The sequence below is a fragment of the Pseudomonas sp. SA233 genome, from assembly GCF_054792385.1.
This window is the reverse complement of sequence record NZ_CP096449.1, coordinates 1629106-1653999: the sequence shown is the minus strand read 5'-3', so window position 1 is coordinate 1653999 and position 24894 is coordinate 1629106. Positions and strand designations below refer to the sequence as shown.

Genomic DNA, 24894 nt, shown 5'->3' with positions numbered 1-24894 from the left:
ACGGAATGGCGGGGATTATAACGACAACGGCAGCCGTGTAGGGCTGCCGTTGAATATGCACCGCATTTGAGGGCCTCTTCGCGGGCTCGCCCGCTCCCACAGGTTACTCACAAGGTCGAAAATGTGTGGAGATCCTGCGGGAGCGGGCAAGCCCGCGAAGAGGCCGGCCCTGCTTACATCAGACCAACCGGGAGAGCATGTCCTCGGCCTCCTGACGCTGGCTGTCGTCGCCATCCTTGACCACTTCATCGAGGATGTCGCGTGCGCCCTGGTTGTCGCCCATGTCGATATAGGCGCGGGCCAGGTCAAGCTTGGTGGCCACTTCGTCGCTACCGGAGAAAAAGTCGAAGTCCAGGTCGTCCAGTGGCTCGGGCTCGGGCTGGGCAGCCGCATCCTCGCTGGTGAAATGCGGCTCCAACGACGGCGATTCGAGGCTCTGCGACAGCTTGTCCAGTTCGGCGTTGACGTCGTCCAACTCCGAGGCAAAGCTCTTGGCTGCCGGCGAATCGTCTTCCAGCGACAGCGAAAGGTCGAAGTCGGATGGCAGATCGAACTCGGAAAGCGGGTCGAACGCTGGCTCGCTGTCGAAGGCAGCCAGCTCGGCAGCGACATCCACCGGGGTTTCGTCGACCGCAGCCGGGGCGGCCGGGGCAACCGGCTCGCTGATGTCGAGGTCGAAGTCGGACAGGTCCACAGCGGGCTGTGGCTCGGCCTGTGCCAGCATGGCCTCGAATTCGGCGTCAGCGTCGGCCTGTAGCTCGGCGTCCACCGCAAACGGCTCGTCTTCGGGCTGAGCCGATTCCAGCAGGGGTTCATCCAGTACCGGCTCTTCGACTACAGGTTGCTGGGCCACAGATTCGTCCAGCAGCGGCGCTGCCAGCGGGTCTTGCTCGGGCAGGTCGTCACCCAGGCTCAGGTCGAAGGCACTGTCCAGGTCCTGCTCGTCCAGGCCCGGCGCATCGAGGGTCGGCACTTCATCGAAGGCATCCAGCTCAGCATCCAGATCAACTTCGGGTTCGAGCGCTGCTTCAGGTTCCGCCAGGGCAACGGCCTCTGGTTCAATCGCCACCTCTGGCTCGACCGCCGGCACTTCCTCCGGCGCCACGTCGGCAACCACTGGCGTATCAGGCTGATCCTGCAACAGCTCCTGCACGTACTGCTCATCCATCTCGGCAGCCAGGGCCGCCGCGCCCAGGCCGACAGCGGCCAGGCCGAGCATGGCCGGGTAGCGCTCTTTCAGCCCGGCAACCGCTTCACTGTTCTGCTCACTGGCCGGCAACTTGCGCTCCTGCTCGACGAACGCGCTCTGGTCACCCTGGCGGGCGTACACATCCATCAGTTTCAGGCGCAGGTCGTCACGCTGCGGCGCGGCGGCCACGGCAGGTTCCAACAGGTCGGTAGCGCGGTTCAGGCGGCCTTCGGCCACGCATTGCTCGACTTCCGCCAGCAGCGCAGCATGCGGGTCGGCTTGCGGTTCAGGTTGCGCTTCGAAGGCGGGTGCCGCCGTTTTTTCCGCGGCGGTGGCGGCGGCAGCCGAAGCGGCGACCACGGCCGGCGACAGGGTCACGCTCGGCGCCGAGACTTCTACGCCATCGAAGCTTGCGCTATCGCTGTCAAAGCCTGCGCCCTGCTCTTCTTCCAGCGCCCGCGCCATGCGCAGGTGTTTTTCAGCCTCCTGCTGGGCCTTGCGCTTGCGCGCCAGCAACAGCAGCAGAAGCAGCAGTACGAGGAAGGCGCTACCGGCAATCAGCCCGAGCAGCAGCGGGTTGCCCATGATTTCGTCGATCACGCTGTCAGGCTGACCGGCAGGTGCGGCCTCGGCGGCGGGCACCGGCTTGGGTGCGGTATCGACGGCGGCAGGCGCAGGCTTGGCGACCGGTTCGGCCGGTGCAGCCGCCCCCTGGGCTTCAAGGCGGGCCAACTGGTTGTTCTTCAACTCGATCAGACGCTGCAGCTTGTCCAGCTGGCTCTGCAGGTCGGCCATGCGGCTCTTGAGCTCTTCGTTGTCGCGACGACTGGTGTCCAGGCTTTCCTGGGCCACCGCCAGCTTGTCATTGAGGGCCTTGGCCTGGTCGGCACCGGCCTGGTTGCCCGGGCTGACCAGGCGCAGGTTGTCGCCCTGGGCGATACGCGCCGGAGCTGCCTCGGCAGCACCGCGGCGGGTGGCGTCCAGCTGGCGGGCTCGCGGGCCCAGGCGACGGCCTTCACGCCAGGCAGCATACTGCTCGGCCACCTCAGCGGTCGCCTCTCCCTGCGGGATATTCTGGATCTGCTGCTGGTCGGGCAGGCGCAATACCTGGCCAACCTTCAGCTGGTTGATGTTGTTGCCGATGAAAGCGTCCGGGTTCAGGGCCTGGATCGCGATCATGGTCTGCTGGATCGAGCCGCCCTGGGTATTGCGCGCAGCAATCTGCCACAGGGTGTCCCGGCGCTGGGTGGTATAGCTGCCGGCAACGGTCACCGCTGGCACGACATTGCCTGCCGCAGGCTTGTCGCCCTGGGCCTTGGCCTGGTCGAGCAGCACGCTGTAGTCACGCAGCAGGCGGCCCTGCGGCCACATCACCTGGACCAGGAACTTTACCACCGGCTCAGGCAGCGGCTGGCTGGAGGTAACACGCAGCACGCTCTTGCCGTTGGGGTTGATCACCGGCGTGAAGGTTAGGTCTTCGAGGTAGGTTGGGAATGCCACCCCGGCCTTGCTGAAATCTTCCGGCGGCGCCAGGCTCGGTGCCACTTCGGCAGCGGTGAGGTCGCGCACGTCGAGCAGTTCGATCTCGGCGTCCAGGGGCTGGTTCTGTGCCGATTTGAGGGTCAGTTCCCCCAGACCCAGGGCATTCGCCATGCCCGACGACAGCGCCGATGCTGCAGCCATGGCCAGAACCAGTTTGCGAATTCGAAGCATGACCTCTTCCCTTGTATGAAGCGTCCTGAAACCTGCATGCAGAGCAGGACAATAGTGCTCGCCAGTATCTTTTACGGCATGTGTTTAATCAACAATTGCGCCACTTGCACAGCATTGAGCGCGGCGCCTTTGCGCACGTTGTCGGTGGTCAGCCAGAGGTTGAGCTGCTGGTCTTCATCAACACCATGCCGTACACGACCAACATAGACCACGTCCTGGCCTACTGCGTCGCCTACCGGAGTCGGATAATCGTCGCGCTCCACCAGTTCGACGCTGTCAGCCGCCTCGAGGGCCTGGTTGACCGCCTCCAGGTCGACCGGGCGACGGCTCTGTACCGCCACACTGAAGCTATCGCCGAAAAATACCGGGACTTGAACGCAGCTCACGGAAATCTTCAGTTCAGGCAGGCCCAGCAGCACACGCAGCTCGTCGACCAGGCGGCGCTCCAGAGCGGTGTGGCCTTGCTCATCGGCGGCACCGACCTGCGCCAACATGTTGAACGCCACCTGGCGATCGAAGAAGCGCGGCTCCAGGGGCCGGGCATTGAGCAGCTCGGCAGTTTGCCGGGCGAGTTCGGTGACAGCTTCCCGACCTTGTGCGGACACCGCCAGCGCGGCCATCACCTGCACCCGTTCGATATCCAGCAGGCGCTTGAGCGGTGCCAGAGCAACGGCCAGGGCAACCGCGGCCGAGCACGGGCTGACGATGCGCGCGGGCAATGCCAGGTCAACCAGGCGTTCGGCGTTGGCTTCGGGCACCAGGGCCAGGGCGTCGTCCAGACCAGCGGACAGGTCGATGACCGTGCAACCTGCCTGCAGCGCCTTGCTGGCAAAGCTTCGGCTGACTGCGGCGCCTGCGGCGAAGAAGGCCAGCTTGACCTGGGCGAAGTCGAAGCTGTCCACTTCACGCACCTTCAGCTTCTTGCCGGCGAACATCACGCTGCTGCCCGCCGATTCCATGCTGGCCAGCAGGTGCAGGGTGGCAACCGGGAAATCCAGCTCTTCGAGGATCTGCACCAGGGCTTCACCGACGCTGCCGGTGGCGCCGACGACGGCGATGTCCAAAGGGTGTGTCATGGAAGGGATCCTTTTGCAGAAAACGGCGGGGGCGGCACTTTACTTGGATTGTAGGCATTTGTCTTTGTTGGCCCTATGTTGGGCATGACGGGTCCCGCATTTGATGCGTGATGGCGGCTATGGGCTTGTCGCGAGATATTTGGCGCCTGCGAGATCGAGCGCCGCCCGCGCGGCGCTTCGCAGCGCAAGGCTGCTCCTACCGTTTGTTTCGGGCCAGTAAAGCCTGTACCAGTGCACGCGACCGCCTTGTTTGCCCGGAAAGATATCGACGCGTATGCCAGGGGGCTGCGTATCGAACTCACAGGAATAACTGGCCCGAAACAAACGGTAGGAGCAGCCTTGCGCTGCGAAGCGCCGCGCGGGCGGCGCTCGATCTCACAGGCGCTGAAAATGCCGTGGCGAGCACCTTGCAGCCAAAATGCTTTTTCAGACCTAAAAAAACCCGCGCTGTCGCCAGCGCGGGTTTTCGGTCAGACCGGAGCGATCAACGCTCCAGCAGAATCCGCAGCATGCGGCGCAGCGGCTCGGCCGCGCCCCACAGCAGCTGGTCACCTACGGTGAACGCGCCCAGGTACTGGGACCCCATGTTCAGCTTGCGCAGGCGGCCAACCGGGATGTTCAGGGTGCCGGTAACCTTGGTCGGGCTCAGCTCCTGCATGCTGATTTCACGCTGGTTAGGTACCAGCTTCACCCAAGGGTTGTGCTGGCTGATCATGCCTTCGATGTCGGCCAGCGGCACGTCCTTGTTCAGCTTGATGGTCAGCGCCTGGCTGTGGCAACGCATGGCGCCGATGCGCACGCAGATGCCGTCGACCGGGATCGGGCTCTTGAAGCGGCCGAGGATCTTGTTGGTCTCGGCCTGGGCCTTCCACTCTTCACGGCTCTGGCCGTTCGGCAGTTCCTTGTCGATCCACGGGATCAGGCTGCCAGCCAGCGGCACGCCGAAGTTCTCGGTCGGGAACGCTTCGCTGCGCATGGTCTCGGCAACCTTGCGGTCGATGTCGAGGATGGCGCTGGCCGGGTTGGCCAGGTCATCGGCGACGGCAGCATGGGTAGCACCCATCTGCTTGATCAGCTCGCGCATGTTCTGCGCACCGGCACCCGAGGCCGCCTGGTAGGTCATGGCGCTCATCCACTCGACCAGGCCGGCTTCGAACAGGCCACCCAGGCCCATCAGCATCAGGCTGACGGTGCAATTGCCGCCGATGTAGTTCTTGGTACCCGCGTCCAGCTGCTGGTCGATGACCTTGCGGTTGACCGGGTCGAGGATGATCACCGCATCATCCTGCATGCGCAGGGACGAGGCGGCGTCGATCCAGTAACCCTGCCAGCCGGCTTCACGCAGCTTGGGGAAGACCTCGTTGGTGTAGTCGCCGCCCTGGCAGGTCAGGATAACGTCGAGGGTCTTGAGTTCTTCGATCGAATAAGCATCCTTGAGCGGAGCTGTATCCTTGCCCACGTTCGGGCCCTGGCCGCCAACATTGGAGGTGGTGAAGAACACCGGCTCGATGAGGTCGAAATCCTGCTCCTCCAGCATCCGCTGCATGAGCACGGAACCGACCATACCGCGCCAACCGATCAGACCTACACGTTTCATCGCAACTACACCTTTGCTAAAAGTGGGCCGCCACCGGGAATTTTGGGTGGCGGGCCAGAGAGATTACAGATTCCGCAGCGCTGCGACTACTGCGTCGCCCATTTCCTGCGTACCAACTTTGCGGCAGCCTTCCGAGAAGATGTCGCCGGTGCGCAGCCCCTGGTCCAGGACCAGGCTCACAGCCTTCTCGATCGCCTCGGCGGCAGCCGACTGATTGAAGCTGTAACGCAGCATCATCGACACCGACAGGATGGTCGCCAGCGGGTTGGCGATGCCAAGGCCTGCGATGTCCGGTGCCGAGCCGTGGCACGGCTCGTACATGCCCTTGTTGTCGGCATCCAGCGACGCCGAAGGCAGCATGCCGATGGAACCGGTCAGCATGGAAGCTTCATCCGACAGAATGTCACCGAACATGTTGTCGGTCACCATCACATCGAACTGCTTGGGCGCACGCACCAGCTGCATGGCGGCGTTGTCGACGTACATGTGGCTCAGTTCAACATCCGGGTAGTCCTTGGCCACGTCCTCGACCACTTCACGCCACAGCTGGCTGGAAGCCAGGACGTTGGCCTTGTCCACCGAGCACAGCTTCTTGCCGCGCACGCGGGCCATGTCGAAACCGACACGGGCAATGCGGCGCACTTCGCTTTCGCTGTACGGCAGGGTGTCGTAGGCCTGGCGCTCGCCGCCTTCCAGCTCGCGCTGGCCACGCGGGGCACCGAAGTAGATACCGCCGGTCAGCTCACGGACAATGAGGATGTCCAGGCCGGAAACGATCTCTGGCTTGAGCGACGAGGCATCGGCCAGTTGCGGGTAGAGGATGGCCGGGCGCAGGTTGGCGAACAGGCCCAGTTGCGAACGGATTTTCAGCAGGCCGCGCTCGGGGCGAATGTCACGCTCGATCTTGTCCCACTTCGGCCCGCCCACGGCGCCCAGCAGCACGGCATCGGCCTTGCGCGCACGCTCCAGGGTCTCGTCGGCCAGCGGCACGCCGTGCTTGTCGATGGCGGCGCCACCGATCACATCGTGCTCCAGGCTGAAGCCGAGCTGGAACTTGTCGTTGGCCACCTCCAGCACCTTGACCGCCTCGGCCATGATTTCCGGGCCGATACCGTCACCTGGGAGAATCAGAATCTGCTTGCTCATGCTTTCCTCTATCCAATCACGCGGTGCGGCCAAGCGGGCCCCACCGAAAAGTTCTTAACGCTCGGCCCACAACACCAGCACATCGGTGCTGAACGAACCATCGGCCTCGATCTGGTAATACTGCCGTACTTCTTCACCCATGGCTTGCTGCAATTGGCGAATTGCCACGCGCATTGGCTCGGGGGTGCGCATGCGCTCGACCCAGCTGGAAAACTCCAGGCGCAGCGGCTGGCGAGTGTGGCTGCGCACATGCAGGCCAGCCTCGCTGACCTGGCGTTGCCATTCGGCAGCGGAATAATCGCGCACGTGGCTGGTGTCGCGCAGTACTTCGACCGTTTGCAGGTAGGTGTCGAGCAGCGGGCTGCCCGGCGACATGACGTCGATGAACGCCGCCACGCCACCCGGCTTGAGCACTCGGCGCACTTCGCGCAGGGCCAGGCCCAGGTCGCTCCAATGGTGGGCCGAGTAGCGGCTGAAGACGAAGTCGAACGAGGCGTCGGCGAACGGCAGGCGTTCGGCGGCACCGCGTTCGGTGGTGATATTGGCCAGGCCGCGCTCGGCGGCGGCACTGGCGACCACGTCGAGCATGGCTTGCGAGAGGTCGTAGGCGACCACTTCGGCAACCAGAGGGGCGACATGGAAACTGACATGACCGGCGCCGCAGCCAAGGTCGAGCACGCGGGCATGGCCCCGCCCTGCCAGCGCGTCTTGCAGCAGGCCGAATTCACTGCCTTGGGCGTGCACGGCGCTGCTGAGATAGGCGCTGGCCTGTTCGCCGAACTGGCGTTGGACCACATCGGTGTGCTGGGTGCTGGTCATGTCTCGATCCTTTTGGTCTTTCTGCTGCCTGTACCGGCCCTTTCGCGGGTAAACCCGCTCCCACAGGACCTCTACAGGTTTCGAATCCTGCGCTGTACCCGTGGGAGCGGGCGTGCCCGCGAAGAGGCCGGTACTGTCACCTGCAAACTTCAGGCATCACGGAACAGCCAAGGCTGCCCGGCGCGGTGCTTGCCCTCGAAGGCCTTGATCGCATCGCTGTCCTGCAGGGTCAGGCCGATGTCGTCGAGGCCGTTGAGCAAGCAGTGCTTGCGGAACGCATCGATCTCGAAGTGCAGCACCTTGCCATCCGGACGGGTCACCGCCTGCGCCTGCAGGTCGATGGTCAGCTGATAGCCCGGGATGGCTTCGACCTGCTTGAACAACTCGTCGACTTCCTCGTCGCTGAGGATGATCGGCAGCAAGCCGTTCTTGAAGCTGTTGTTGAAGAAGATGTCGGCAAAGCTCGGCGCGATCACGCTGCGGAAGCCGTACTCGTCCAGCGCCCATGGGGCGTGCTCACGGCTGGAGCCGCAACCGAAGTTCTCCCGCGCCAGCAACACGCTGGCACCCTGGTAGCGTTCGTGGTTGAGCACGAACTCCTTGTTCAGCGGGCGCTTGCTGTTGTCCTGGTAAGGCTGGCCCACGTCCAGGTAACGCCACTCGTCGAACAGGTTGGGGCCGAAGCCGGTGCGCTTGATCGACTTAAGGAACTGCTTGGGGATGATCTGGTCGGTGTCGACGTTGGCACGGTCCAACGGCGCGACGAGGCCAGTGTGCTGGGTAAAGGCTTTCATGCTGCGCTCCCTTGGATCAACTCGCGGACATCGATGAAGTGGCCGGTCACCGCGGCGGCGGCGGCCATGGCCGGGCTGACCAGGTGGGTACGGCCACCGGCACCCTGACGGCCTTCGAAGTTGCGGTTGGAGGTAGACGCGCAATGCTCGCCGCTCTCCAGGCGGTCCGGGTTCATCGCCAGGCACATCGAGCAGCCTGGCTCACGCCATTCGAAACCGGCCTCGAGGAAGATCTTGTCCAGGCCTTCGCGCTCGGCCTGGGCCTTGACCAAGCCCGAGCCCGGCACCACCAGCGCCTGCTTGACGTTGGCAGCGACCTTGCGGCCCTTGGCGATTTCGGCGGCAGCGCGCAGGTCTTCGATACGCGAGTTGGTGCACGAACCGATGAAGACGCGGTCGAGCTTGATATCGGTGATCGCCTGGTTGGCGGCGAGGCCCATGTACTTGAGGGCACGCTCGATCGAACCACGCTTGATCAGGTCAGGCTCGGCAGCCGGGTCCGGCACGCGCTGGTCGACAGCGAGGACCATCTCCGGCGAAGTGCCCCAGCTGACCTGCGGCTTGATTTGCGCAGCGTCGAGCTCGACCACGGTGTCGAACACCGCGTCAGCGTCGGAGACCAGGCCTTTCCAGGCTTCGACCGCCTGCTTCCACTGCTCGCCCTTCGGCGCGTACGGGCGGCCTTCGACATAGGCAACAGTGGTGTCGTCCACCGCCACCAGGCCTACGCGGGCACCGGCTTCGATGGACATGTTGCAGATGGTCATGCGGCCTTCCATCGACAATTCGCGGATGGCGCTGCCAGCAAATTCCATGGCGTGGCCGTTACCACCGGCGGTACCGATCTTGCCGATCACGGCCAGGACGATGTCCTTGGCGGTTACGCCGGCAGGCAACTGGCCTTCCACGCGCACCAGCATGTTCTTCATCTTCTTGGCGACCAGGCACTGGGTAGCAAGCACGTGCTCCACTTCGGAGGTGCCGATGCCGTGGGCCAGGGCACCGAAGGCACCGTGGGTAGAGGTGTGCGAGTCACCGCAGACCACAGTCATGCCAGGCAAGGTGGCACCCTGCTCCGGGCTGATGACGTGGACGATGCCTTGACGCTCGTCATTCATCTTGAATTCGACGATGCCGTATTCGTCACAGTTCTCGTCGAGGGTCTGCACCTGCAGGCGCGACACCTGGTCGACGATGGCCTCGATACCGCCCTTGCGCTCTGGCGTGGTCGGCACGTTGTGGTCAGGCGTGGCGATGTTGGCGTCGATGCGCCAAGGTTTGCGGTTGGCCAGGCGCAGGCCTTCGAAGGCCTGGGGCGACGTCACTTCGTGGATGATGTGACGGTCGATGTAGATCAAGGACGAGCCGTCATCACGGCGCTTGACCTCATGGGCTTCCCAGAGTTTGTCGTAGAGCGTTTTGCCAGCCATCAGACTGTTCCTCATCAGCGTCTTTCTATGCCAAAGACCCCTTGGCTTGTGCGGTCGATGCTAGGGGGTTAGATTGAATAACTCAAATTCATAATTTTTATGCTTTGGATAACCAACAGGAATTCGACTTCATGGATCTGGCCAACCTTAGCGCCTTCATCGCGATTGCCGAAACCGGTAGTTTTTCCGGGGCGGCCGACCGCCTGTTCCTGACTCAACCGGCCGTCAGCAAACGCATCGCCGGACTGGAACAACAACTGGATGTGCGCCTGTTCGACCGGCTGGGCCGCGAGGTGACCCTGACCGAGGCGGGCCGCGCCCTGCTTCCCCGCGCCTACCAGATCCTCAACGTCCTCGATGATACCCGGCGCGCGCTGACCAATTTGACCGGGGAAGTGAGTGGTCGGCTGACCCTTGCCACCAGCCATCATATCGGCTTGCACCGCCTACCCCCGCTGCTGCGGGCCTTCACCCGGGAATACCCTGCAGTGGCGCTGGATATTCAGTTCATGGATTCGGAAGCGGCCTACGACGAGATCCTCCATGGCCGCGCGGAGATTGCCGTTATCACCTTGGCACCCGAGCCGCACCACCTGGTCAAGGCCGTGCCGGTATGGGACGACGCCCTGGACTTCGTCGCCGCTCCCGAGCACCCGCTGGCCAACAACCAAGCGGTCAGCCTGGCCGACGTCGCCCGCCACCCGGCCGTGTTCCCCGGCGGCAACACTTTTACCCACCACATTGTTCAGCGCCTGTTCGAAAGCCAGGGCCTGACGCCGAACATCGCCATGAGCACCAACTATCTGGAAACCATCAAGATGATGGTGTCAATCGGCCTGGCCTGGAGCGTGCTGCCGCGCACCATGCTCGACGAACAGGTTGCACCCATCGCCTTGCCGGGCATACAGCTGTCTCGCCAGCTAGGCTACATTTTGCACACGGAGCGTACGCTTTCGAACGCGGCCAGGGCATTCATGGCCCTGCTCGACAGCCACGCGGGGCCCGCCTGACCGGTCGTCAGCCCGGTATTGCCACCTCCAAGGACGCGTCATACGCCAAAGGTCTGGTACCGATGCCCAAATCAGCGAATCGCTTTTTGCGCCTGCCGCGCATACCAGCGGCCGACCCTCAGGAGTCGGAACAGGCCTGGCAGAACGCCCCACAGTTGCTGGCCGCACTCAACGGCGCACGGCTGGGTGCCTGGCTATGGGATATCGACAGCGGCCGGGTGAGCTGGTCACGGGGCACCCAGGCCCTGTTCGGCTTCGACCCGCAGCGCCCGCTCCCCGCAGATATCGACTACCTCGACCTGCTGCCGGAGGAAGACCGTGCGCGCACACGCCAGGTGTTCCAGGCAGTGTTCAACGGCGAACCGGTGGAACAGGCCATGCGCCACCGTATCCGCTGGCCGGACGGCAGCCTGCACTGGCTGGAGATCAACGGCAGCCTGACCCACGACCCGAACGGCCGGCCGCAGATGATCGGGGTGATCCGTGAAATCACCCGCCAGCGCGAGCGGGAAACGGCGTTGATCAATTCGGAAAAACGCTTCGCCACCCTGTTCCACCTCAGCCCCAATGCCATTTTGCTCACCCGACGCCACGACGGCATGATATTCGAGGTCAACCAGCACTTCGAAGACATGTTCGGCTGGCCCGGTAGCCAGGTGATCGGCAAGACCAGCCTGGAGCTTGGCCTGTGGGCAAACCCCGAACAGCGCCACCAGTTGCTGGAGTCGACCCGCAGCAACACTGGCCCTTTGATAATGGAAGTACAGTTCCGCGCTACCAGCGGCAAGGTGCATGACGGCATCCTCTGTACCCAGGGCATCGAACTGGAGGGCGGAACCTTCCTGCTCAGCACCTTTATCGACACCACCGAGCGCAAACGTGCCGAGCAGGCCTTGAAGGACAGCCAGGAGCGCCTGGACCTGGCCCTGGATTCGGCACAGCTGGGCACCTGGGACTGGCATATTCCCAGCGGCATGCTGTACGGTTCGGCGCGCGCCGCACAGCTGCACGGCCTGCCGCCCATCCCGTTTCACGAATCGTTCGACGCGTTTTTCGAAGGGGTCCCGGAGCAAGAGCGCAATTCGATGCGCCAGGCCTACCGTAGCCTGCGCGAAGGACCTGCCGGCAACTACCAGATCACCTACCGGGTACAGCTGGAAAACGGCATTTCGCGCTACATCGAAAGCCGCGCCCGGCTGTACCGCGACGAGCAGGGCAACCCGCTGCGCATGGCAGGCACTTTGCTCGACATCACCGACCAGGTGGAGCGCGAACAGCGCCTGAGCGCTTCGGAAGAGAAGTTCGCCAGCCTGTTCCAGGTCAGCCCCGACCCAATCTGTGTCACCCGCCAGGACACCGGGCAGTTCATCGAGATCAATCCGGCGTTCACCCAGACCTTCGGCTGGAGCACCGAGCAGGTGATCGGCCGCACCGCCGAGGAAATCGGCCTGTGGGCGGAGTCCATCGAGCGCGCGCAACGCATAGAGCGGGTAATCCGCGAACAGGCCCTGAGCAACGTCGCCGTAGTGGTCAACCACCGCAATGGGGCACCGCTGACCTGCGTGATTTCCAGCCGCCTGATCACCGTCGATGACCAGCCTTGCAGTGTTACCACCCTGCGCGACATCACCCAGCAGCAGCGCGCCGAGGCGGCGCTGAAGTCCAGCGAGGAGAAGTTTGCCAAGGCCTTCCACTCCAGCCCTGACGCCATCACCATCACCGAACGCTACAGCGGTCGCTACCTGGAAATCAACGACGGTTTCTGCCGCCTGACCGGCTACAACGCCGCCGACGTGGTCGGCCGCACGGTGTACGAGATCGGCATCTGGGCCGACGACAAGCAGCGCAGCGCCCTGCTGGCCGAGTTGCGCGAGCGTGGCCGGGTGCATCATCGCGAGATGCTCGGGCGCAACAAGCGCGGTGACATCCTCACTGTGGAGGTGTCGGTGGAGCCGATCACCCTCAATGAGGTGGACTGCCTGCTGGTGACCGCCCGCGATGTCAGCCAGCTGAAAAACGCCCAGGCACAGATTCGCCACCTGGCCTACCACGACCCGCTGACCAACCTGCCCAACCGCGCCCTGCTGATGGACCGCCTGAGCCAGCAGATCGCCCTGCTCAGGCGCCACAACCTGCGCGGCGCCCTGCTGTTCCTCGACCTCGACCACTTCAAGCACATCAACGACTCGCTGGGCCACCCGGTGGGCGACACGGTGCTGAAGATCATCACAGCGCGGCTGGAAGCCAGTGTGCGCCTGGAAGACACCGTGGCGCGCCTGGGTGGCGATGAGTTCGTGGTATTGCTCAGCGGCCTGGAAGGCAGCCGCGAGCTGGTCGAAGAGAAAGTCCGCGGGCTGGCCGATACCCTGCGCGAACTGCTGGCCGAGCCGATGTCGCTGGATGGCCAGCGCCTGCAGGTAACACCCAGCATCGGCGTGGCGCTGATCCCTGACCACGGCGCCACCCCGGCCGACCTGCTCAAGCGTGCCGATATCGCCCTGTACCGTGCCAAGGATTCCGGGCGCAACACCACCCAGCTGTTTCATACCACCATGCAGAAAGCTGCCAGCGAGCGCCTGCGCATGGAGAACGACCTGCGCCTGGCCTTGGCCCGCGGCGAGTTGGCGCTGCACTTCCAGCCGCAGGTGGATGCGCGCGACAACCGCATCGTCGGTGCCGAGGTGCTGCTGCGCTGGCATCATCCGCAACTGGGTCAGCAGCCACCGGCGCAATTCATTCAGGTGCTGGAAGAAAGCGGCCTGATCCTGGAGGTTGGCAGCTGGATCCTCGACGAAGCTTGCGATGCCTGCGCGCGCATGCTCGGCGACGGGCTGATCGACGCCGATGATTTCAGCTTGTGCGTGAACATCAGCCCACGGCAGTTCCGCCAGAACGACTTTGTCGGGCGGGTGCTGCGCAGCCTGGACGATTACCGCCTGCCACGGCGAATGCTGACGCTGGAAATTACCGAAGGCATCGTCATCCAGAACCTGGAGGACACCATCTGCAAGATGCGCGAGCTGAAGCGCTACGGGGTGAGCTTTGCCATGGATGACTTCGGCACCGGTTATTCCTCGCTGACCTACCTGAAACGCCTGCCAGTGGATGCGCTGAAGATCGACCAGACCTTCGTGCGCGATGCGCCGGAAGACCCCAACGACGCCGAAATCGTCCGCGCCATCGTCGCCATGGCTCGCAGCCTGGAGTTGACGGTGATTGCCGAAGGGGTGGAGCTGACCGAACAGCTGGAGTTCCTTGAACGGCTGGGGTGCCACCTGTACCAGGGGTACTTGCACAGCCGGCCGCTGCCGTTGCCGGAGTTCCGGCAGATGTTGCTGGAGGCGCCGGCGGATTACTGAAACCGATGCAGATGCGATTCCTGTGGGAGCCGGCCTTCAGGCGATCACAATAAAAAGGGCACCCCTGGGGGTAATGCCAGTCAGTTAAGACTGACGCTTTGAGCTTTAGCCCGTAGGCCGCAAAATCCGATGCTTGGAAACGAGCATCGGATTTTTTATGCGCCTGTCACAAGCCCTCTCCCTCACTCACGAAATGGCATCGCGGCCACATGCCCTCGAGGGGCTGGGGGCGTTGCTCGATCCTGATCTTGTGCAACAAGCTTTTGAGACGGCAGGTGTCGCGACCATTCGCAAGCGACGCCTCCCGCTTGAGAGCCTGGTGTGGTGCATCATCGGCATGGCGCTGTTCCGCCGTATGTCGGCTTGGGATGTCGTAAACCACATGGACATCATGCTGCCGGGCAAGAGGCCTCTGGTGGCCCCCAGTGCTGTTGTACAAGGGCGGCAGCGACTGGGCAGTGAAGCTGTACGTGAAGTTTTCACGCTCACTCAGCGGCGGTGGCACGAAGAAACCAAGCACCCGCACTGGTTGGGCTTGACGCTGCTTGGTGTGGACGGTGTTGTCTGGAGTACGCCTGACACAGCTGAAAACCGTGCGTTTTACGGGGGCGCTACCAATCAGCATGGGGATGGCGGTTTTCCTCAGGTTAGGATGGTCTGCCAGATGGAGCTGACCAGCCACTTACTGATAAACAGCACTTTCGAGAGCTACCACAGTAGTGAAATGAAGCTGGCAGAGCAGCTGATCGCGACCACGCCGAACCACTCGCTGACCCTGTTCGATAAAGGTTTCTATTCGTTGGGCTTGCTGCACCACTGGCAGTCACAAGGTGAGCATCGACACTGGCTGATCCCTGTGAAAAAGGGCACTCAGTACGAGGTGGAACACACGCTAGGACGCAACGATGCCGTGGTCGTCCTGCGCACATCGCCCCAGGCCCGCAAGCAATGGCCAGGCTTGCCGCTGGAAATGCGGGCACGACTGCTGAGCAAAACAATCAAAGGAAAGGTTGTGAGTGTCTTGACCTCAATGACCGATGCGCAGCGCTTCCCTGGCGATGAGATCGTTGATCTTTACAGTCAGCGCTGGGAAATCGAGCTGGGTTATCGGGAGATCAAACAAGGACTTCTGGGGGGCGAATACACCCTGAGAAGCAAGACGCCGGAGATGATTGCGCAAGAGCTGTGGGGCGTGCTGTTGGGCTACAACCTATTGCGTTATCAGATGGTGCAGATGTCGAGACAGTGCCCAGGCGTGTACCCATGCGAGATGAGCTTTACCGCTTGTAGCTGGGCGATTCTGGGCTTGCTGCATGGCACGTCATTAAACCATCCCGGCAACTTGCCAGGTTTTTTGGCAGATCTGCAGGCGTCAGCGGCTCAGTATGTCCTACCCCATCGGCGACCCGATCGATGGTTCCCCAGAGTGGTGAAGCAGCGCCCTGCAAAATATCCGACCCGAAAATGAAAATGCCAGTCAGCTTAACTGACTGGCATTACCCCTGGGGGTGCCCTTTTTCACATCTACACGATCAGTTCAGCGCTGGCTTGTCGCCGTTGATCGGAATGCGCTTGGCCTTGGCCTCTTCAGGCACGATGCGCAGCAGGTCGATGCTGAGCAGGCCATTGGCCAGGCCGGCGGCCTTGACTTCGATATGGTCGGCCAGGCGGAACGACAGCTTGAAGGCGCGTTGCGCGATACCCTGATGCAGGTAGGTCACTTCAGCAGGGCCATTGTCGCGCTTGCCACCGGTCACGGTCAGGACACCTTTTTCAACCTGCAGGTCGAGGTCCTCTTCCTGGAAACCGGCTGCAGCAACCACGATACGGTAGTGGTCATCGCCATGCTTTTCCACATTGTAGGGCGGGTAGCTGCTACCGGCCTCGTTACGTGCCGCGGATTCGAACAGGTCGTTGAAACGGTCGAAACCAACGGAATGGCGGAACAGTGGAGCGAGAGAGAAAGCGGTAGTCATGGTCATGAACTCCTGAGATTCAGCAAGTAAGTCATTACGCGACCCGACTTCGGCATCGCGTACTCAAGAGATATGGCCGAGGGAAATGCTTTCAAGGGGGGAGCAGAAAAAATCTGGATTCCTGCGTTGGGCTTGATGGCCTCTTCGCGGGTAAACCCGCTCCCACAGGGAGCTCACACATTCCAAAACCTGCGCCGAACCTGTGGGAGCGGGTTTACCCGCGAAAGGGCCGGATCAGGCAACACAAGCCTCCAAGGAAACCGCCTCAACCCCCAGCAACCGGCTGATCCGCGCACAGTCATCCTCCCGCCGCAATTCGGCAAACAGCACAACCGCTTCGGGATAACTGCGGGTCAGCATCGCCAGCCACTGCTTCATCCGCCCCGGTGCATAGCGCGGCGACAACTTGGCCTGGGCCTGGCGCCAGAATTCGCGCAGCAATGGTAGCAGGTCGTCCCAGCTCATCGGCTGGTACTCCCGCCCGTCACGCGCCGCGGCAATCTGCAGCCCAAGATCGGGGCGCGAAACCAGCCCACGGCCCAGCATGATATCTTCGGCGCCACTGACCTCACGACAACGCCGCCAGTCATCCACGGTCCAGATCTCGCCGTTGGCGAACACTGGCACCTTGACCACATCCTGCACCCGCGCCACCCACTCCCAGTGGGCCGGGGGCTTGTAGCCCTCGACCTTCGTCCGCGCATGCACCACCAGGTGCGCCGAACCGCCTTCGGCCAGCGCCGTGGCACACTCCAGCGCGCCATCGGGGCTGTCGAAACCCAGGCGCATCTTCGAGGTGACCGGGATATGTGCGGGCACGGCACGGCGCACTTCACGCACAATGGCGTGCAGCAGCTCCGGCTCCTTGAGCAGCACCGCTCCACCGCGCGACTTGTTCACGGTCTTGGCCGGGCAACCGAAGTTCAGGTCTATCACCGGCGCGCCCAACTGGCAGGTCAGCGCGGCGTTTTCCGCCAGGCACACAGGGTCCGACCCCAACAACTGCACGCGCATTGGTACCCCTGCAGCGGTCCGTGCGCCATTGCGCAACTCGGGCGCCAGCTTGTCGAACGAGGAAGGCGGCAGCAGGCGGTCGCACACGCGAATGAACTCGGTGACGCACCAGTCGATACCGCCCACGCGGGTCAGCACGTCGCGCAGGATGTTGTCGACCAGCCCCTCCATGGGGGCCAGGGCAATTTGCATGTCGGGGTCTCGGTGGAAAAAGCCGGCAGTCTAACAAAAATTGCCGGTGTTTCAGGCGCCGATCAGCGCCGGGCCGTAACCGTCGAGGAACTCCGCCGGCATGCGCCTGGGCTTGCCGCTGGACAGCTCGATGCAGGCAAAGGTGGTCTGGGCGCGCAGCAAAGTCACGCCGTCGCGCGGGCGCTTGAGCTGGAAGCGCCGGGTCATGCGCAGGCGCTGGTCCCAGTTGATGATCCAGGTGGCCAGTTGCAACTCGTCATCCTCGTAGGCAGCGGCCAGGTAGTCGATTTCGTGGCGCACCACGGCCATGGCCCGGTCCAGTCGGCGATATTCGGCCAAGTCCAGGCCCAGGCGTTGGGAATGGCGCCAGGCGCAGCGCTCCAGCCAGGTAACGTAGACCGCGTTGTTGGCGTGGCCGAGGCCGTCGATATCCTCGTTGCCGACGCGCAGGTCGATGACGAAGGGTGTTGCCAGGTCCCAGCTCATGTTCGCTTCCTTGGAGCAAAAGTGGATTTAGCAGGGACCGCCCAGGGAAAGTCCAGCCCTTCTGCACTTGCCTGCGGGGCTACGCGGTCCCTGTAGGAGCGGCCTTGTGTCGCGATGGGGCGCGCAGCGGCCCCAAAAATCTCAGTCCCGACACAGATTGCCGGGGCTGCTGCGCAGCCCATCGCGACACAAGGCCGCTCCTACAGGCACCGCGCCAGCCCGGGCCAGCAGCTCCAGCACCGCTTCACTCAGGCGCGGGTCGGACAGCACGCGCTGGTGGCCACCCGCCTCCAGCAGCATCAGACGGCTATCGAACCAGGCCTTGTGGATAACCCGGGCCTCATCGGCTGCGACCAAGGCATCATCGGCGGCATGCACCACCAGCCCGGGCAACTCCAACTGGTAACCCGTCACATCCAGCCGCGCAATCTGCATGCCCACATCCCGCTCCACCTGGCGAATGAATGCAGCCCGCGCCCGCGCCGGCAGCCCCAGACGATGGGCAAAGCCACGCAGTACGCCCAATAGCCGCGCCGGGGCAGCGACGCTGACCGCTGCCTCGGTACGCAGCCCCATCTGCAAGGCCAGCAATACACTGGCGCCGCCCATGGAATGGCCAATAACCGCGCGCAGCGGCGGCAGCTCGGCGGCAGCTTCCAGCAGCGCTCGGGCAAACAACACCACATTTGCCTGTTCGCCAGGCGAACGGCCATGCCCCGGCCCCTCCAGCGACACCACCGTGTGCCCCGCCTGGACCAAGGTTTCGATCAACGCGGCAAACTGGGTCGGGCGCCCCTCCCAGCCGTGCATCATCAGCACGGTCGGCCCCTTGCCCCAGCGCAAGGCCGACAAGCCGAAGCGCAAAGTGATGCGCTCGGCGCTGGCCAGCACGGGCAACTCCCAATCCCGTGGCGGCAGGTTGCGAGGGGTCATGAAGGCACGGCGCATCTTGCCCGCGACATGCTCGGGGGCCAGGCGGCCCAAGGTGCCATTGACACCACGAATCCAGCTCAGGGTAGTCATCGCCATGCTCCAGGCTCAAAGCACCGCCGATTTGGCGGCGCGCAGAATACGATCGGACAGTTCGCTGGTGCCCAGGGCACGGGCAAGCGCCAGGCCACCAACCATCAGGGCCAGGTCGGCCAATGCCTTGTCGGCGTCCTCGGGGCGGTCGACCATGGCGGCTGCCATCAACTCGATGTGCTCGGCCAGAACCTCGCGGAAGGCCTCTGGCAGGCGCTGCATCTCGCCCAGCGAATTGGGCAGCGGGCAGGCATGCACTTCGGCATCACGGTGCTTGCGCGACAGATAGAAAGCACTGGCCAACGCCCGCCGCCCGGCACCATCGAGGCTGGGGTCGATCTGCGCGAGCAAGGCGCGACGCTCGCCCAGCAACTGGCGGAACGCTTCGAGCATCAACTCGTCCTTGCTGTCGAAGTGGGCGTAGAAACCACCGACGGTCAGGCCTGCCGCACCCATGACCTGGCTGACGCTGGGCTCGGCCGGGCCGTGCTGGATCAACGCACTTCGCGCCGCCTCGAGAATGCGCTCGCGGGTTCTGCTCTTCTTGTCGCTCATCAGGCCACTCGCCGATCAAAATATGATGATCGAAATATTATTCTCATAATATTTTTTGGCAAGCAAAATCTGCAGCCGCCTGTCGGTCGCGAAATCTTGAGTAGGGGAGAAAAACAAAAGGCCCATTCAATAATCGAATGAGCCTTCAAAGTCCCGCAAAACGCGGGTAAACGTGGCGTCCCCTAGGGGACTCGAACCCCTGTTACCGCCGTGAAAGGGCGGTGTCCTAGGCCACTAGACGAAGGGGACGTAACCTTCGTGCCGATCCGCTTACGCGAACCGCGGCAGAAATGGTGGAGCTAAGCGGGATCGAACCGCTGACCTCCTGCATGCCATGCAGGCGCTCTCCCAGCTGAGCTATAGCCCCGAAACAAAAGGCTCATCAGTAATCGACGAGCCTTTAAAGCCCTGCAAAACGCAGGAAAAGTGGCGTCCCCTAGGGGACTCGAACCCCTGTTACCGCCGTGAAAGGGCGGTGTCCTAGGCCACTAGACGAAGGGGACGTAACCTTCGTGCCGATCCGCTTTCGCGAACCGCGGCAAATTGGTGGAGCTAAGCGGGATCGAACCGCTGACCTCCTGCATGCCATGCAGGCGCTCTCCCAGCTGAGCTATAGCCCCGGATTTCTAGCCTCTCGGCCCAGCGACATCCTGAAACATCGCTTGTGCAAAACTGGCGTCCCCTAGGGGACTCGAACCCCTGTTACCGCCGTGAAAGGGCGGTGTCCTAGGCCACTAGACGAAGGGGACGAACCTTCTTACCTTCAAGACCCGGTTGCTGGACCCGGTCTTGCCCGACAGCCTTGGCTGCCAGGCGGAATTTGGTGGAGCTAAGCGGGATCGAACCGCTGACCTCCTGCATGCCATGCAGGCGCTCTCCCAGCTGAGCTATAGCCCCACAATGTCGCTTTGAACCGAAGCGCTGGCTGGGTGCCTGGCGTTTCGTTTTCGTTCATCGCTGTGGACGGGGCGCATATTAAGATCGGATTGCAGGGCTGTCAAACGAATTTTTCAAAATATTCAAAAAATTTTTCACAGATAACAATCACTTACCGCCCTCCCCTTGCCAAAACCGAACAGTGAGCCCTGTGGGAGCGGGTTTACCCGCGAATGCGACGGAAAACGCACCATCGTATTCGCGGGTGAACCCGCTCCCACAAGTTCGGCTTATGGCCTCGGGACCACTGTCAGGCGATGGAGGCCAGCAGCTTTTCCCACTCTTTGTTTTCTTTCTTCGACACACCCCCCAGCAGGTCCAGGGCCTGGCGCAGGCGGTAGCGGGTCAGGTCCGGGCCAAGGATTTCCATCGCGTCCAGTACCGAAACCGAGCTGGCCTGGCCGGTAATGGCGGCAAACATCAGCGGCATGGCATCACGCAGCTTCAGCTCCAGCGCCTCGACCACCGCCTGGATGCAACCGGTGATGCGCTCTTTTTCCCACTGACGCAGGCTTTCGAGCTTCCACAGGATCAGCTGGATCACCTGGCGTACCTGGTCGGCCGACAGCTTCTTGCTTTCGAACAACTTGGCGTCCAGCTTCAGCGCGCCTTCGAAGAAGAACCCGCCCAGCGGGGCAACCTGGCTGAAGGTTTCCACCCGGCCTTGCACGTGCGGGGCGATCTTCATCATGTAGTCGCTGTTGAACGCCCACTTCTGCAAGCGCGCGGCGAACTCCTCGACCGGCAGTTCGCGCAGCCACTGGCCGTTCAGCCAGGACAGCTTCTCGATGTCGAAGATCGGGCCGCCCAGCGAGATACGCGACAGATCGAAGTGCTCGACCATCTCGGCCAGCGAGAACTTCTCGCGCTCGTCCGGCATCGACCAGCCCATGCGGCCCAGGTAGTTGAGCATCGCCTCGGGCATGAAGCCCATGCGCTCGTAGAAAGTCACCGAGGTCGGGTTCTTGCGCTTGGACAGCTTGGACTTGTCCGGGTTACGCAGCAGCGGCATGTAGCACAGCTTGGGCTGTTCCCAGCCGAAGTATTCGTACAGCTTGATCAGCTTGGGTGCCGATGGCAGCCACTCTTCGCCGCGCAGCACGTGGGTGATGCCCATCAGATGGTCGTCGACCACGTTGGCCAGGAAGTACGTCGGCAGGCCGTCGTTCTTCATCAGCACCTGCATGTCCATGCGGTCCCACGGGATTTCGACATCGCCACGCAGCATGTCCGGTACCACGCACACGCCTTCGCTCGGCACTTTCATGCGGATAACGTGCGGCTCGCCAGCGTCCAGGCGGCGCTGCACTTCCTCGGCGCTCAGCAACAGCGCGCGGCCGTCGTAGCGCGGGGTTTCGCCACGGGCTTGCTGCTCGGCGCGCATCTGCTCCAGCTCTTCGGCGGTGCAGAAGCAGTAGAAGGCATGGCCGGCGTCAACCAGCTCCTTGGCGTACCTGGCGTAGATTTCGCCACGCTCGCTCTGCCGGTAAGGGCCGTGCGGGCCGCCGACGTCCGGACCTTCGTTCCATTCGATGCCGAGCCAGCGCAGGGCATCGAAGATCTGCTGCTCCGACTCGCGCGTGGAGCGCAGCTGGTCGGTGTCTTCGATGCGCAGGATGAACTCACCGCCGTGCTGCTTGGCAAAGCAGTAGTTGAACAGGGCGATGTAGGCAGTGCCGACATGGGGGTCGCCGGTAGGCGATGGCGCGATACGCGTGCGTACGGTGGTCATGGAGAGTCTCGAACGAAAGATGAAACAAAGGCGGGATGTTAGCAGGAGGCAGGCATTGGGCTCCAGCAATGGCGCGAACGTCACTTGTCGACTGGCCATGTGCCGCTGTTAAATTTATTTACATTTCTGGAACGATAGTCCTCATGCCTGCCCAACTCAAACGCCGCCTGCTGGTCTTCTTCACCTTGGTGGCCGTCATCGCCCTCGCCTTCCTGGGCCACTGGTACTTCAAGGGCCGCTTCTACGAAAGCACCGACAACGCCTACGTACAGGGCGAGATCACCCGCATTTCCAGCCAGTTGGGCGCACGCATCGACGAGGTGCGGGTCGAGGACAACCAGCACGTCAGGAAAGGCGACCTGCTGGTGCGCCTGGAGGCCGCCGACTTCGAACTGGCCGTGCAACGCGCCCGTGCCGCCCTGGCTACCCGCGAAGCCGAGCAGGTGCAGGCGCAAAGCCGCCTGACCCAGCAAGCCAGCCTGATCGCCGCCGGCCAGGCCCAGGTGGCGGCCAACCAGGCTACATTTGACCGCTCGCGCCTGGACCTGAGCCGTGCCGAGAAGCTGCGCAAACCAGGTTTCGTATCGGAAGAACGGGTCACCACCCTGTCCGCGGACAGCCATGTCGCCGGCTCGCAGGTCGACAAGGCCCGTGCCGACCTGCAAAGCCAGCGCCAGCAAGTCAACGCATTGACCGCCGAACTCAAGCGCCTCGACGCGCAGATCGCCAACGCCCGCGCCGACCTGGCACAAGCCGAACTGAACCTGACCCGCTGCGAAATCCGCGCACCGATCAGCGGCAGCATCGGCCAGCGCAACGCGCGCAATGGCCAGGTGGTACAGGCCGGTGCCTACCTGCTGTCGATCGTGCCGGATGAAGACATCTGGGTGCAGGCCAATTTCAAGGAGACCCAAATCGGCCGCATGCAGCCCGGCCAGCGTGCCGAGCTGCTGTTCGACAGCTACCCCGACACACCGATAGAAGGCCGGGTCGACAGCCTTTTCGCCGCCTCCGGCGCGCAGTTCAGCCTGCTACCGCCCGACAACGCCACCGGCAACTTCACCAAGGTGGTGCAGCGCATTCCGGTCAAGCTGACCTTCCGCGCTGACAACCCGCTGCACGGGCGGATCCGCCCTGGCATGTCGGTGACCGCCACCGTCGACCTGCGCAGCGAAGACGAAGGCCACAATGGCCGGTGACCAGCTGCTCAGGCCCACCGCGGAGCCGACCAGGCGGGACTGGATCGCGGTAATGAGCGTGATGCTCGGCGCCTTCATGGCGGTGCTGGACATCCAGATCACCAACTCGTCGCTCAAGGACATCCAGGGCGCACTGTCGGCGACGCTGGAGGAAGGCTCGTGGATTTCCACCTCTTACCTGGTCGCGGAAATCATCATGATCCCGCTCACCGCCTGGCTGGTGCAGCTGCTGTCGGCGCGGCGCCTGGCCGTGTGGGTATCCGGCGGCTTCCTGTTGTCGTCGCTGTTGTGTTCGATGGCCTGGAACCTGGAGAGCATGATCCTGTTCCGCGCCCTGCAAGGTTTTACCGGCGGTGCGCTGATCCCGCTGGCCTTCACCCTGACCCTGATCAAGCTGCCCGAACACCACCGCGCCAAGGGCATGGCCATGTTCGCCATGACCGCCACCTTCGCCCCCTCCATCGGCCCCACCTTGGGCGGCTGGCTGACCGAGAACTGGGGCTGGGAGTACATTTTCTACATCAATATCCCACCGGGCCTGGTGATGATCGCCGGCCTGCTGTACGGGCTGGAAAAGAAGGACGCGCACTGGGAACTGCTGAAAAGCACCGATTACGCCGGCATCGTCACCCTGGGCCTGGGGCTTGGCTGCCTGCAGGTGTTCCTGGAGGAAGGCCACCGCAAGGACTGGCTGGAATCGCAGCTGATCGTCGGCCTGGGCAGCATCGCCCTGGTCAGCCTGATCACCTTCGTCATCCTGCAGTTTTCCAAGCCACACCCGCTGATTAACCTGCGCATCCTCGGCAACCGCAACTTTGGCCTGTCGAGCATCGCCAGCCTTGGCATGGGGGTGGGCTTGTACGGGTCGATCTACCTGCTGCCGCTGTACCTGGCGCAGGTGCAGGGCTACAACGCCTTGCAGATCGGCGAGGTGATCATGTGGATGGGTATCCCGCAGCTGTTCCTGATCCCGTTGGTGCCGCAACTGATGAAAGTGGTGTCGCCCAAGGTGTTGTGTGCCCTGGGGTTCTGCCTGTTCGGCGCCGCCAGTTTCGGCTCGGGGGTGCTCAACCCGGATTTTGCAGGGCCGCAGTTCAACCATATCCAGATCATCCGTGCCATCGGCCAGCCAATGATCATGGTGACCATTTCGCTGATCGCCACGGCGTATATACAGCCGCAGGATGCGGGTTCGGCGTCGAGCCTGTTCAATATCCTGCGTAACCTGGGCGGTGCGATCGGCATTGCGCTGCTGGCCACGCTGCTGGATGCACGGACCAAGGTGTATTTCGATTACCTGAGGGAGGCAGTGGTGCCGAGCAACCCGCAGGTGGCGGAACGGTTGGCGCAACTGGCGGAGCGGCTGGGCAATGACAATGCGGCGCTGGGCAAGTTGAGCGAGATCACTCACCAGCAGGCGTTGATCATGGCCTATAACGATGCGTTCCACTTTGTGGGGATCGGGTTGGCGGTGAGCATGGTGGCGATGTTGTTGACCCGCAAGTTGCCGGAGGGGCTGAAGGCTGGGGAGGCCCACTGAATGGGTTGTCGCCTGAGCCGGCCTCTTCGCGGGTAAACCCGCTCCCACAGGTACTGCGCAGAGCTCAAGGATTACAACGATCCTGTGGGAGCGGGTTTACCCGCGAAG

At 63.1% G+C, this 24894-nt stretch carries 18 protein-coding genes and 6 tRNA genes; 5 read left to right on the top strand and 19 right to left on the bottom strand.

Annotated elements, in window-relative coordinates; translation table 11 throughout:
* Positions 1 to 178: 178 nt before the first annotated feature.
* The 7 genes from M1D87_RS07715 to leuC form a co-directional block, all read right to left on the bottom strand.
* On the bottom strand, positions 179 to 2902 hold the full coding sequence (locus M1D87_RS07715; protein WP_123084793.1) for a FimV/HubP family polar landmark protein: 2724 nt from the start codon (positions 2900 to 2902) through the stop codon (positions 179 to 181).
* A 71-nt stretch (positions 2903 to 2973) separates the two neighbouring features.
* Positions 2974 to 3978, bottom strand: coding sequence for an aspartate-semialdehyde dehydrogenase (locus M1D87_RS07710; RefSeq protein ID WP_421091703.1), 1005 nt, complete (start codon positions 3976 to 3978; stop codon positions 2974 to 2976).
* A gap of 484 nt (positions 3979 to 4462) precedes the next feature.
* The gene (asd, locus tag M1D87_RS07705; RefSeq protein ID WP_003260268.1) at positions 4463 to 5575 is read right to left on the bottom strand and encodes an aspartate-semialdehyde dehydrogenase; all 1113 of its coding nucleotides are present in this window, start codon (positions 5573 to 5575) and stop codon (positions 4463 to 4465) included.
* Between the two features lie 63 nt (positions 5576 to 5638).
* Positions 5639 to 6721 (bottom strand): 3-isopropylmalate dehydrogenase, encoded by a 1083-nt coding sequence (gene leuB, locus M1D87_RS07700; protein WP_061552346.1) that lies wholly within the window; start codon positions 6719 to 6721, stop codon positions 5639 to 5641.
* 54 nt (positions 6722 to 6775) lie between these two features.
* Positions 6776 to 7540 (bottom strand): class I SAM-dependent methyltransferase, encoded by a 765-nt coding sequence (locus M1D87_RS07695; protein ID WP_015269432.1) that lies wholly within the window; start codon positions 7538 to 7540, stop codon positions 6776 to 6778.
* A 149-nt stretch (positions 7541 to 7689) separates the two neighbouring features.
* Positions 7690 to 8334, bottom strand: coding sequence for a 3-isopropylmalate dehydratase small subunit (leuD, locus tag M1D87_RS07690; RefSeq protein WP_015269431.1), 645 nt, complete (start codon positions 8332 to 8334; stop codon positions 7690 to 7692).
* Positions 8331 to 9764: a 3-isopropylmalate dehydratase large subunit gene (gene leuC, locus M1D87_RS07685; RefSeq protein WP_013971600.1), complete on the bottom strand. Its 1434-nt coding sequence runs from the start codon at positions 9762 to 9764 to the stop codon at positions 8331 to 8333. Before leuC ends, leuD begins: the two co-directional genes overlap by 4 nt.
* Positions 9765 to 9895: 131 nt before the next feature.
* Here leuC and M1D87_RS07680 point away from each other — a divergent pair, with 131 nt between their 5' ends.
* From M1D87_RS07680 to M1D87_RS07670, 3 genes are all read left to right on the top strand, one after another.
* Positions 9896 to 10774: a LysR family transcriptional regulator gene (locus M1D87_RS07680; protein WP_003260272.1), complete on the top strand. Its 879-nt coding sequence runs from the start codon at positions 9896 to 9898 to the stop codon at positions 10772 to 10774.
* 62 nt (positions 10775 to 10836) lie between these two features.
* Positions 10837 to 14133: a PAS domain S-box protein gene (locus tag M1D87_RS07675; protein WP_123084791.1), complete on the top strand. Its 3297-nt coding sequence runs from the start codon at positions 10837 to 10839 to the stop codon at positions 14131 to 14133.
* A 157-nt stretch (positions 14134 to 14290) separates the two neighbouring features.
* Positions 14291 to 15601 (top strand): IS4 family transposase, encoded by a 1311-nt coding sequence (locus M1D87_RS07670; protein ID WP_461241458.1) that lies wholly within the window; start codon positions 14291 to 14293, stop codon positions 15599 to 15601.
* Positions 15602 to 15665: 64 nt separating this feature from the next.
* Here the strand turns inward: M1D87_RS07670 and M1D87_RS07665 are convergent, their stop codons facing one another.
* The 12 genes from M1D87_RS07665 to gltX all read right to left on the bottom strand — a co-directional run bounded on the left by M1D87_RS07665 (position 15666) and on the right by gltX (position 22047).
* Positions 15666 to 16109 (bottom strand): Hsp20 family protein, encoded by a 444-nt coding sequence (locus M1D87_RS07665; protein ID WP_003260273.1) that lies wholly within the window; start codon positions 16107 to 16109, stop codon positions 15666 to 15668.
* Between the two features lie 234 nt (positions 16110 to 16343).
* Positions 16344 to 17315, bottom strand: coding sequence for a tRNA dihydrouridine synthase (locus tag M1D87_RS07660; protein ID WP_421091823.1), 972 nt, complete (start codon positions 17313 to 17315; stop codon positions 16344 to 16346).
* Positions 17316 to 17366: 51 nt separating this feature from the next.
* Positions 17367 to 17801: an acyl-CoA thioesterase gene (locus tag M1D87_RS07655; RefSeq protein WP_123083923.1), complete on the bottom strand. Its 435-nt coding sequence runs from the start codon at positions 17799 to 17801 to the stop codon at positions 17367 to 17369.
* Between the two features lie 141 nt (positions 17802 to 17942).
* Positions 17943 to 18824 (bottom strand): alpha/beta fold hydrolase, encoded by an 882-nt coding sequence (locus M1D87_RS07650; protein ID WP_061552351.1) that lies wholly within the window; start codon positions 18822 to 18824, stop codon positions 17943 to 17945.
* A 15-nt stretch (positions 18825 to 18839) separates the two neighbouring features.
* A complete protein-coding gene (locus tag M1D87_RS07645; protein ID WP_013971594.1) occupies positions 18840 to 19379 on the bottom strand; it encodes a TetR/AcrR family transcriptional regulator in 540 nt (179 codons plus the stop codon).
* 173 nt (positions 19380 to 19552) lie between these two features.
* A tRNA-Glu gene (locus M1D87_RS07640) sits at positions 19553 to 19628 on the bottom strand.
* A 42-nt stretch (positions 19629 to 19670) separates the two neighbouring features.
* A tRNA-Ala gene (locus M1D87_RS07635) sits at positions 19671 to 19746 on the bottom strand.
* 60 nt (positions 19747 to 19806) lie between these two features.
* Positions 19807 to 19882 (bottom strand) — tRNA-Glu (locus tag M1D87_RS07630).
* A 41-nt stretch (positions 19883 to 19923) separates the two neighbouring features.
* Positions 19924 to 19999, bottom strand: a tRNA-Ala gene (locus tag M1D87_RS07625).
* 53 nt (positions 20000 to 20052) lie between these two features.
* Positions 20053 to 20128 (bottom strand) — tRNA-Glu (locus M1D87_RS07620).
* 72 nt (positions 20129 to 20200) lie between these two features.
* Positions 20201 to 20276 (bottom strand) — tRNA-Ala (locus M1D87_RS07615).
* Between the two features lie 289 nt (positions 20277 to 20565).
* Positions 20566 to 22047, bottom strand: coding sequence for a glutamate--tRNA ligase (gltX, locus tag M1D87_RS07610; protein ID WP_025338230.1), 1482 nt, complete (start codon positions 22045 to 22047; stop codon positions 20566 to 20568).
* Positions 22048 to 22190: 143 nt separating this feature from the next.
* Between gltX and M1D87_RS07605 the strand changes: the two genes are divergently transcribed.
* Both M1D87_RS07605 and M1D87_RS07600 read left to right on the top strand, forming a co-directional pair.
* A complete protein-coding gene (locus M1D87_RS07605) occupies positions 22191 to 23246 on the top strand; it encodes an HlyD family secretion protein (protein WP_039615460.1) in 1056 nt (351 codons plus the stop codon).
* Positions 23236 to 24786 (top strand): MDR family MFS transporter, encoded by a 1551-nt coding sequence (locus M1D87_RS07600; RefSeq protein WP_123083921.1) that lies wholly within the window; start codon positions 23236 to 23238, stop codon positions 24784 to 24786. The genes M1D87_RS07605 and M1D87_RS07600 overlap by 11 nt, the downstream gene beginning before the upstream one ends.
* Positions 24787 to 24894: the final 108 nt, after the last annotated feature.